A 9,496-nucleotide genomic window follows, 5' to 3' on the forward strand; every position below is an offset into this window, starting at 1 on the left:
CGAGGATGTTCCATTCTTCATCAGTGAGGCTGCTGGAATATGGCATGGTACCTTGGTTCAAGGGATTTCAGTACCTTAATTTGAGATTGTAAAGATGTCAAATGGGTTCTATAGCGAGAACGGTCGCTTCAATCATTGGGCTAAACGCACTTTACCTATATCGGATAAGCGTTATTTACTATTTCTAGAGAAACGCGATCGCCTATGCAACTCGCTTATAGCGGGAGGGGCCACAATTTGTTTTCTAGGATAGTAAAATTACCTGGACTATGCCCTTAAAGGGCGCAATTTCGTATTCATAAGCCAAAGAGAAAATAGCTAACGCGTTCATGGGCTTTTGATACCCGCTTCAGCTACCTTTGTTGTCCTAGTTTTTTTAGCAAAACGTGGTCCTTTTTCTAGAGTTTCCTTGTGCAGGGGCGATTTCTGAGCACAAAAAGCTGATCAGAAGAGGCTGATCAGCAAAAACTGATCAACTGCTTCTGATCAGCTTTCGTCTAAAGCCTTGAGCTGAAAGGATTTGAGGTAGGTGATCAGACTGATCAGGGGGACTGATCAGCAGGAACGGCTCAAAATCATTGAAAATTCTCTATGCTCTGGGAGACGAGGGCTAGCCCAATGATTGGGCTCTCTCCCACTCCTAGTAGCGACCCACTCAGATGGGCATAGCCCAATTATTGGGTTCTGTTCCACTCCTCGGTCGCTACCAATCCAGATTAAGCTGGCATTACTGAAGCAGTCGCAAACGCAACCAACAATTGCTCCCATAATCGGGCTGAACGCACTTAACCCATATTAGATAAGCGTTAAGTGTTTCTAGGGAAACGCGATCGCCCTAACTAGATTGCTCAATCCGCTCCCTGAGACGCCGAGCGAGAGCAGTTGGACTGAACCCTGGTATAGACAGGGCAGCATCAATGAGCTCATCGATGGTAAGCGGATGATACCGCCGGTATTCCTGAATGAGCTTTAAAGCCGTGGCGAGCGCAGCTTCCCGAGATTTAATCGGACTCACCATGCCATCGGTAAACAAACTTACTATCCCCTGTACTAACAAAGCCTCTACGTCTACGTCTATTCCCTGCCCAGCCACTGTGCCCCCATAACGAGGTGGAGGCGGAGGAGATGCGACAGAATGAGGGATCGTTTCTTTATGGCGACATGCGATCGCAGCCTGCCGGAGTTCTTCCCATCCCCCCTCCTTGGCATAACGAATTACTGTAGGAATGCTGCACTGAAATTTCTTGGAAATCTCATTTCTAAGAGCCGTTTTCTTGAGACCGAGATTGGCCAAATAGGCCTGTCGCATACGGCCAATGGTGAATTCATCCAACTTTGGTTTTTTAGCCATTCTGGCTCCTTATACTGCTCAGTCCCGAAGAAACGGATCAACGCAACTGATTAATGATCCTTCAAACTAACTGGCCTACAAGGGGTTTACCACATAACATGACTGATCAATGGAAGCCAGATTGACCCAATACAGGCACTTTGATGTACAGCCATACCTCAACCTCCCCAATCAGGAAAAGTCTCGTACCAGCACAATTATTGTGCTGTCTTGCCATAAACGGCCCAAAACTGAATGCATCGCCTGCAGTGCAACCAACAGATCGACTGAATCCTATTTCCCCATCGCTTGGATCCAGTTGCATGCAAAACCAGAGATGATTGAATTTCGTCTTTGTGATCACGTAGAAGGAACTTTCTAGTCATGGGGGAGAGCATAATTATTGTGCTAGTCCCAGGCAGTTCCGATCCTAGGGGCTTGGTTCTAGAGAAGGGTTTAAGGGCTCATGCTGCGATCGTACCTCTCACCAACGGCGTAAGTTGTTTTAGGGGAAAGGTGCCATAGAATCGCCAGTCATCACCACGCACTACCGCTTCACCTGGATAGGGAATTCGTTCAATGGTGCCAATGCCCAAAGGCGTGAGAGGGTGCGATCGCCCAGTTCTAGGGGAGGCCACATCATGCGATCGCCTCCCTAAATGACTCCACATCAGCAATGACCTGGACCCTTTCTTCAGCAGTGATAGCCACTGACCATGCTTTTTTGAAATCCTCAACCCACTCTGGGGGACAGATCGACCAGTCGGGTTGAGGTCGGTGATCGCAACTCGTAAGGGGTAGATTATCTATGCGAGTTGCGATCACGGGGATAGATTCAGATGGCTCGGATGTGCCCTCCTTATCCTGCAAACGCTTGATAAATCGTTCTTCTAGCGCCTTTATGATAGTTTCCCTATCGAAGTCTTGAAGGTTACTGATGTTGTACTGTCGTTCCCGCTCCTCTCGGCTCCCCTTCCATCCAACGTGTTGAACTTCAAATTTCAGATACCGCAGTAGCTTGTTAACCGTGGTGACGGGGGTATGTGTTTCTGAAACATTCAATCTCAGGTATCTACGAAGCTGATGTTTTCTCATCAGCGCCCATCTGTGAACGGCGATCGCCTCGGGAGTGTTGTTGTCCCACTGGAGAATTCGACCATCAATAAAAGGCTGCAACGGACATTCATTGAGTAATTTGGCCTGGCCTGAGCGCCACGACAGCCGAGCGTAGCTAACAAACTGATCACGCTTTGCGGCCTGGGTAAACTCATTGATCCACGTCCATCGATCGAGCCATTCAGCAGCCCTGGGGTTGCGTGACATCCAGAGCAGTTCTGCTGTCTTAAGAAATCGCCCACTGTCCTGAACAATGACCTTCAGCACAAACTCAGGGTTATCTAGATTCACTCCCGGCAACTTGTCCTGCAGTAGCCGCTTATGAGCCAGCTCCCGCTGCTCCTTGGTGGCCTCAATATCCTCCAAAATTGAACGGGCATCGGAAACACTCAGCTCACCGGTATCCAGTTGGGCAAAGGTCGAAGCCTCTGCCTGTTCCAGCCCTTCCTGAATCCGTTTACGCTCCTTCGTCTCCTCAGGTGCTCTGCCCTCAATCAACTGAACGTTGTGACCACGCGCTCGCCATAGATCGATCAAGCTTTCTCGCAGGCCAAGGCGGTTATAAGTTGCCCTGGCCCGGTAGCGAGCATAGTGGCGAAGCCAAAACCCAAAAACTGAATCAGGTTCATCCTGTGATGCTTGCAGTTCATTGAGCTTTGCAATCAGGTCTAGAGGGTTACCGTCAGCATCAGTTACAGACTTTGATTGAACATACTCTGCAAACTGAGTTAGCTTCTTAACGCCCTCGGCGTTGCGGTAAAAATCCCGCATAATAGCGTCTGGTCGGCAACTGCTGAAGAACTCATCGGTGTTTGTACCGCGCTCTTTCACGTAGCCAAACCGGGGTACGTCTGACCGAAGGCGCTCTGGCATTTGCTTGGCCGATCGCCAATCTAAATGAACCAAATGCAGACCCATTGCCTGGAAGTGGCCAGATGGATCTGCAATGCTAATGCCTTGCTGGAAGGTGGGCGAGTAACCCAGGATGCGAGGCCGGTGGCGCAAGATCCACCCGTCCGGGTCGGTGCTCAATTGCTGTGCCCAATCCTCCGATGATGTCTCGCTGTCAATGAGCCAGATATCCTCCGGATCCATGCCGATGGCAATCGCCATCTCTCGGGTTTCATGCAGCCACTTCGCCGAGTCAGAACCAAGGATCAGGTTCTCACCGCAGGCAAGCCGCCGTTTGATTTCTAGCCAGGTCATTGATGGGGAATCAAACAGCAGAATGTCTCTGGCCTTGGTATCGGTGCGCTCAAACTTCAGAAACTCAACAACCGGAAGCCCAGAAGCTTCTGATATCAGGTCAAGTTCCAGATTGGTGATGCCGTCTTCTGAAAGTACGATCCAGCCACCCTGCTCACGCACCCACCGGAACAGCGATCGCATCCAGGTCAAGATCAGAGCATGGTTCTGCTTCGAGGTTTTACCCTCTAGAACCTGGTGAAGTAGTTGACTCACTTCATCAATGAGAATCAGCGGTGGCCCGTCTGGGAGACGGTTGGTGGGAAAACGCCAACCCGATTCTGGGCATAAGGTGACCTCGCTGGGGCACTGCCCAAACCCCTTAAATTCGGTGTGATGTGGGAGTCCCAGTACAGCAGCAGACTGACGCCCTAAAGCATTTCTAGGGGTCAGCAAGCATCGGAATGCTTTGGGATACCTGCGCCGGTGCTGTTGAACTAGTTCCTTCAGTCCCGTCGAGGTTTTTCCTGTCCCCATTGGTCCATCAATTAGGATGCTGCCTGCTGTTGTTGGCAGTTGCAGCAGTCCCGATGGAATGTAGCGACCATACTCTGTGATGGTTGGCTGAACCCGCAGGCTATTAAACTCCGCCATGATGCGGTCAGTTTCCGCTCGGTAGCGATCGCGCGCTTGCTCTGGTCCCTGTTGTGTTATCAGGGCGGCGGCTGTTCCCTCCGGTGCCATAGCGAGAAATGCAGCAGGGGTAATGAATTGGAGATGATCCAGTTCCTTCAGCTCATCGATGTCAAAGGAGCTTTTCTCCAGTTGCCCCCACCATGCGATGTGGACGGAGTAGCCCCAACCTGTCACTAGTTCCCAAGTTGCCTGATACTGCCTGAGGACATTGGGGTTCTGAAGAGAGCCCGCATCGGGGTAGAACTCGATCCGGTTAATTCCTAGCTCTGCCGTCAGCTTCTCAAGAGTGGTCTGCAAAGTCTGGGGGCTAGAGGGAAATTGCCCACCCGCAGCTCCGATGGTGATGATGGAGCGGCGCAAGGAGGTAATGAATGGCTTTGCACCGGTTCCCTCAACCAAGGCGATCGCTTCAGGCTGAAACTGCTCTGGCCTGAAAACTGCAAGTGGTAATTCGCCGTTAGGGAGATTGGGGGGCTGCCCATTAGGCCGTTTTTTAGTAACGCTCGTTAGCCACCGATAGCGACCGTTTTCAGCATCCCTGAGCCGTAGCTGCAGCCCGACGAGCAGCCCATCAACATCACGGATTGGACAGAGATACCCAGCACCAGAAACATTGAGCGATCTCCCGTCGATGTTTACCCCTGGCAGTGTGGTGGGGAATTCCTCTGGTAAGCGTTGCCACTGCTTCACCGATACGAAGCCGCCTGCTTTGATTTGGGCCTCGGTTAACCCACGACGGTGCAGATCGGCTCGATCCTTAGGGTTCAGAGTTAGGCAGGATAGCAACCGCTGGTAGTGGCGATCGCGCTCCCCAGAGGGAATGGACTCTGCCCGCTGCTGTGCTTCCTGCTGCGCCCGGAGCGATCGTCGGATCTCCAGCTCATTGCGCCATTCATTGCCCTGGGTCTGATTGCTATCCGGTGCCCAGACACCCCAGGTTCCATTGCTCTTTGAGCGTCTGACATAGCGATACCTAGCAACACCCTTAATTTGCTCAGTGAGGGTCATGCAAAGGATTACGCCGTTATCAACCTCACGGCATCGGCTGTCATGAGAGTCGCAGATTGGGCACCCATGCCTAATAGGAGTGAGGCTCATCGTACAAGCCCCCCACGCTCTAAAACTCTCCAGGCCAGATCCTCAACTTTTATGGCCTCAACCCTGAGCCAGAAGGTTGCCTCAAAAGCTTCCTCAAACCCTTCTGGAGCGGGGAGAAGACGATCGGAGTTAAATTCTTTAGTCTTGTTCTGAGATTTATTAGACGCTAAATTAGACTTTGGAGATAAAAAGGCTTTCTGGCGTGGTTGCGTGAAAAAGCGTTTAACGTAGTTGTCAATTGCGGTTAATGAATTTAAACTGAAGGACAAAGTACCCTCCCACAAGGGTGCGAGTCCAGTCCCTTCTGGTGCAAACTCAAACTTTGGCCGGAGAGAGTTGCTACGAAGGGCTGGGTTGGTCAAAAACTAAAGAACGACTGTTTTGTTTTCAAAACCTCTGAGGGCTGCAACCTTCGGAGGTTTTTGATTTTTGTTTGTTCGTTCGGTTCGTACCTCCTTAGATTAAAAAGCTAAAGCGAAAAACTCAAGGGGCAATTGCGACAGTAGCATAACTCTCTTTCAGAGCGGTTTTCGCTGTATTTTTGGGTGATTTTCTAACCAAAATAGTTTCAGAAATTTACCTCCCTTTGACTCCTGTTAAAAGCTTAGCGATCGCCCCAAACCTCCGCTTCTGGCTGACTTGGAACGACTTTGTGATGCGCTTCAGTTGCGGATTTCCACGCGTCCGCTTCTTTACCGCTTCCAAACAAAACTCGGTGAACTGCCCGTTCCCAACCCCTCTGATCTCCACCTCAGCAGCATAGGCCAGGGTACGTGCCACTCGCTTCTTGTCCAGTCCATTTGAGTTATCCAAATTCGGCAAGCCACCTGTCAGGATTGCTCGTGATTCTCTCACGTTCCGGCGGTGTCCTGCCAAGATCGGTTCGCACATAGCATCACAGTCAAATTCTAGGAGCATCATCAGCGCTTCTCCCGGAGATCTGGGGAAGCTTTCAGTGTTAAGCTTTGCGGACTCTGCTTTAATTGCGTCCCAGCCAAACCAACAGAGGTTATAAAAGCTCAGATAATGCTGTAGTTCCCCAGCGATAAAAGCTTTTTGTTTCGGATCCTCGACGGGGTTCTCTTCACCAGCGAAATACGCCTGGAATGCCAGCTTTAGCTCCAAAAAGTGTTCGCGGATTCCCCTTAACTCCCAAAACTGATCGCCCTTAGCCTGCTCCCAAACCTCCACAGGGGGCAGACCATCTAAGGTGGCCAAGATTGAGATAGGTTTTTCGGGTGCCTTCTGCATGTTTACGTTACTACCTCTTAAGCTTAAGGATTCGCTCAACTGACACCTTGATGTTGGGGAATGACAGCGGCGAGATAGATCCGCTGTTAATTTCCTGCACCAAGCCATACCTGCCATTCGACGGAGTTCGATGGACGACGAGAACCTTAGATCTTAGGTCAACGACCCAGTACTCCTCAATCTCGGCAGCCGCGTAGAGTTTAGCTTTCGGGTCAAGGTCTTTCTCCAAGCTCGTGTCTGCAAACTCAATGAGTAAGTAGATCTCCTTTGGCTGAGGATGACGTTCGTCGTAAACCTCCTCAAGCTGCTGAACGATCGCCAGATCCGGTTGAGGCTCTGAGTCATTCTGGGGAATGGTGATGGGGTGCCCCTCCCGTACTTTGGCCTTGCCTTGCAGCAGCTCACGGAAGTAATCCCCTGTATCACTACTGAAACCAGCATGGGGAGCGCCCTCACTCGGCATCTCAATCAGTTCTCCGTTCAACAACTCGACGCGCTGATCCTCTAATGCCCCTGCCGCAATCATCTTGTGATAGGCATCAACGCTGAATTTCGCAGGTATGAGGGTAGTCATTGGCGATCGCCCTTACTTTTGTTCGTCCTGAATTGTGCCGTTAGCCTTAGCCTCTTTAACCGCCCGCTCGATCAGCAAAGCGATCATTTGCGACATAGAACGGCGCTCCACATCAGCCAGAGCTTTCAGCCCCTCCTTGATGTCCTCCTCAATGAACGCTGTAACTGTAACTTTGGGCATCTCTTCAGATCCAGAACTACCAAACATAATAAGCGCCCTCACAAAAGATCAGATAACTTTCCATGGATTTGTTAGGAAAGACTATTGCAATCCTAACAAATTTTGTTAGGATATCACTAGATTTGTCAGAATTTGTCAGGATTTGACAGAGCTTGCCAGCTTTCTAAAAAGCTTTCAAAAATTCACAAAACCTATAACTGATAAGGAGTTACGCCTAAAATGCCTACGCAAACCCCGCAAGCGGCAACGCCTCGCACTCGGCAACGACCGGCAGAAGATGCCAGCGCTAACCAATCCCTACCCATTGGCTTTGATATTGGTAATGGTGCTGCAAAGCTCTATTCGGGCCTGGGCATGGTGCTGCAAGAAAGTTATGTGCTCTATCTCCCAGAGCCCGCCACATTCGCCAATCAGGGCTACGTGGAATACCTAGAAGGCGATCGCGCTGACCTCATTGGCAAGCAATGGATCGGCGGCATCAATGCCTACTACAGCTCACCCTCCGGTATCTATCGCGTAACTGACTCGACTGATGGGAAGGTGGATTTCTCACTGCAACTGCTTCTCAGTTCCCTCACTCATCTTAATGTGCGGGGTGAGTGGGAACTGTCGGTGGTGGCATCGGTCCACGACGGTAAGACGTTCGGGCGTGCCATCAGCCAGGCGATCGCTGGCACCCACAAAGTGTGGTTGATGGGTCATGAATCCACCATCACCATCAAGGTTGAGAAAGTGCTCGAGGAAGGGGCCGGGGCTGCATTCGCCGTCCGTAGCGAGTATGACCTCACCAGCGCTTTGCTATTTGACATCGGCAACGGAACGACCATCGTTAGCTCGTTCAACAACCTCCAAATTACCTATCGCGACTATGCCCCCGATGCTGGTGTGGAGAAGTTGATTGATGCGATCGCCACCTCTGACAGTGTGCGAGCGTTTCTGAAGCGCCCTGGTGACCGTCACTTGATCCGCTCGGGCATTGAGAAGGGTGACTTCGTGTATGGGACGCAGTTTCCCGATTGGAATTTCAAGGAAGCCTACGTGAAGGCTCTGCCCGATTGGTTCAGCCAGGGGTTAAAGCCATTCGTGAAAGCAGCTGAAACCCGTGTTCCTGCTGCTACCGCGATCATTGCGGTGGGTGGTGGTGCTTGCCTGCCCGGTATCGGCTCACTGCTGGCCAGGAAGAACATTGCAGTGCCAGTTCAGCCCCGTTGGCAGAACGCCAAAGGGTTGTATGAGATTGCTCTCCGTCTCACCAACCGCGTATAGGAGGTTTGAGCAATGCGTCTTTCAATCACCAAGCCTCAGCACCGCCAATTGTTACTAGAGATTGCTGCCCAGCTACGTTCTGATGATCCAAAGGATGCCCTTGAGCATGTTCTGAATTGCTGGATCAGTCCTTGCCATCCACAGCCCGTAGGCGTTTCCACCGTAGCTTCCGTCGATGTCGTGGCAGAGGCGATCGCAGCATCTCCTGATAGTGACTTAGACCTTGATGCTTTGGCTTCCTGGGATTGACCATGAACTTCCCCTAAAACTAGGGAATTAAAACAATGTCTAAATCTAACCGGAAAATTCAGTCTCCTGCCCACCAGAAAAAAGGCTGGGACTTGCTACGTGACGAGATTTGTAGACAGTCGCGTAGACGTGATGCCCTACAAGCGGTCGTTGCAATTGTTTCAGCGCATCCCGAATGGATTCAGCAAGAGCCCGAGCTTGAAAAACACCTCGCTGTTGTTAAGGAAACAAACCCTGAGGAAGTGTCTTGAAATGAGCCACCCAACGCACTATGAAGCCCGCCCCGACGACTCCGCCCCACATGGCTGGGTATCACTGGAGGGAATGTTCTTCAGACCCGAATTTGGCGATCGCCTGGAAGAAAAGGGCGGCAAAACCTTCATCGTCGTCACTAAAGTTCTCTGGTACGACCGCGCCGACAGCCAGCCCGACGAAGTAACCGCGATTTTGTGAGGGAGACGATCGCTTAGTTTGCCCCCAGCAACCGTCTCCTGATGCCCTTTCTTGCTCGCAAGGACTCTACCAGTATGCAGCGTTTCTACTGATTAATC

The 9,496-nt window shown here is 51.1% G+C and carries 10 protein-coding genes; 4 read left to right on the plus strand and 6 right to left on the minus strand.

What is annotated here, in order from left to right; genetic code table 11:
• Positions 1-835: 835 nt before the first annotated feature.
• From NDI52_RS34020 to NDI52_RS34045, 6 genes are all read right to left on the minus strand, one after another.
• Positions 836-1,351, minus strand: coding sequence for a hypothetical protein (locus tag NDI52_RS34020; RefSeq protein ID WP_348257124.1), 516 nt, complete (start codon positions 1,349-1,351; stop codon positions 836-838).
• A 443-nt stretch (positions 1,352-1,794) separates the two neighbouring features.
• Entirely contained in the window at positions 1,795-1,968 is a 174-nt protein-coding gene (locus NDI52_RS34025) for a hypothetical protein (RefSeq protein ID WP_348257125.1), read from the minus strand.
• A 1-nt stretch (position 1,969) separates the two neighbouring features.
• Positions 1,970-5,335 carry a hypothetical protein gene (locus NDI52_RS34030; protein WP_348257126.1) on the minus strand — a complete coding sequence of 1,122 codons (3,366 nt, stop codon included), beginning with the start codon at positions 5,333-5,335 and terminating at the stop codon, positions 1,970-1,972.
• Between the two features lie 666 nt (positions 5,336-6,001).
• Positions 6,002-6,676, minus strand: coding sequence for a hypothetical protein (locus tag NDI52_RS34035; RefSeq protein WP_348257127.1), 675 nt, complete (start codon positions 6,674-6,676; stop codon positions 6,002-6,004).
• 10 nt (positions 6,677-6,686) lie between these two features.
• A complete protein-coding gene (locus tag NDI52_RS34040; RefSeq protein ID WP_348257128.1) occupies positions 6,687-7,250 on the minus strand; it encodes a Uma2 family endonuclease in 564 nt (187 codons plus the stop codon).
• 12 nt (positions 7,251-7,262) lie between these two features.
• Positions 7,263-7,430 (minus strand): hypothetical protein, encoded by a 168-nt coding sequence (locus NDI52_RS34045; protein ID WP_348257129.1) that lies wholly within the window; start codon positions 7,428-7,430, stop codon positions 7,263-7,265.
• Positions 7,431-7,649: 219 nt separating this feature from the next.
• On the opposite strand from NDI52_RS34045, the gene NDI52_RS34050 reads away from it, so the two are divergent.
• The 4 genes from NDI52_RS34050 to NDI52_RS34065 all read left to right on the plus strand — a co-directional run bounded on the left by NDI52_RS34050 (position 7,650) and on the right by NDI52_RS34065 (position 9,398).
• A complete protein-coding gene (locus NDI52_RS34050) occupies positions 7,650-8,696 on the plus strand; it encodes a hypothetical protein (protein ID WP_348257130.1) in 1,047 nt (348 codons plus the stop codon).
• A 12-nt stretch (positions 8,697-8,708) separates the two neighbouring features.
• Positions 8,709-8,945, plus strand: coding sequence for a hypothetical protein (locus tag NDI52_RS34055; protein WP_348257131.1), 237 nt, complete (start codon positions 8,709-8,711; stop codon positions 8,943-8,945).
• A 35-nt stretch (positions 8,946-8,980) separates the two neighbouring features.
• Positions 8,981-9,196 (plus strand): hypothetical protein, encoded by a 216-nt coding sequence (locus NDI52_RS34060; RefSeq protein WP_348257132.1) that lies wholly within the window; start codon positions 8,981-8,983, stop codon positions 9,194-9,196.
• A gap of 73 nt (positions 9,197-9,269) precedes the next feature.
• On the plus strand, positions 9,270-9,398 hold the full coding sequence (locus tag NDI52_RS34065) for a hypothetical protein (RefSeq protein ID WP_348257133.1): 129 nt from the start codon (positions 9,270-9,272) through the stop codon (positions 9,396-9,398).
• Positions 9,399-9,496: the final 98 nt, after the last annotated feature.

It is taken from the genome of Leptolyngbya sp. PL-A3, assembly GCF_039962325.1.
Lineage (GTDB): Bacteria > Cyanobacteriota > Cyanobacteriia > Elainellales > Elainellaceae > Vacuolonema.

Coding starts and splice junctions, on each gene's coding strand:
- NDI52_RS34050 (WP_348257130.1), top strand. CDS start 7,650: ATGCCTACGCAAACCCCGCAAGCGGCAACGCCTCGCACTCGGCAACGA.
- NDI52_RS34030 (WP_348257126.1), bottom strand. CDS start 5,335: ATGACCCTCACTGAGCAAATTAAGGGTGTTGCTAGGTATCGCTATGTC.
- NDI52_RS34060 (WP_348257132.1), top strand. CDS start 8,981: ATGTCTAAATCTAACCGGAAAATTCAGTCTCCTGCCCACCAGAAAAAA.
- NDI52_RS34035 (WP_348257127.1), bottom strand. CDS start 6,676: ATGCAGAAGGCACCCGAAAAACCTATCTCAATCTTGGCCACCTTAGAT.
- NDI52_RS34055 (WP_348257131.1), top strand. CDS start 8,709: ATGCGTCTTTCAATCACCAAGCCTCAGCACCGCCAATTGTTACTAGAG.
- NDI52_RS34040 (WP_348257128.1), bottom strand. CDS start 7,250: ATGACTACCCTCATACCTGCGAAATTCAGCGTTGATGCCTATCACAAG.
- NDI52_RS34065 (WP_348257133.1), top strand. CDS start 9,270: ATGTTCTTCAGACCCGAATTTGGCGATCGCCTGGAAGAAAAGGGCGGC.
- NDI52_RS34045 (WP_348257129.1), bottom strand. CDS start 7,430: ATGCCCAAAGTTACAGTTACAGCGTTCATTGAGGAGGACATCAAGGAG.
- NDI52_RS34020 (WP_348257124.1), bottom strand. CDS start 1,351: ATGGCTAAAAAACCAAAGTTGGATGAATTCACCATTGGCCGTATGCGA.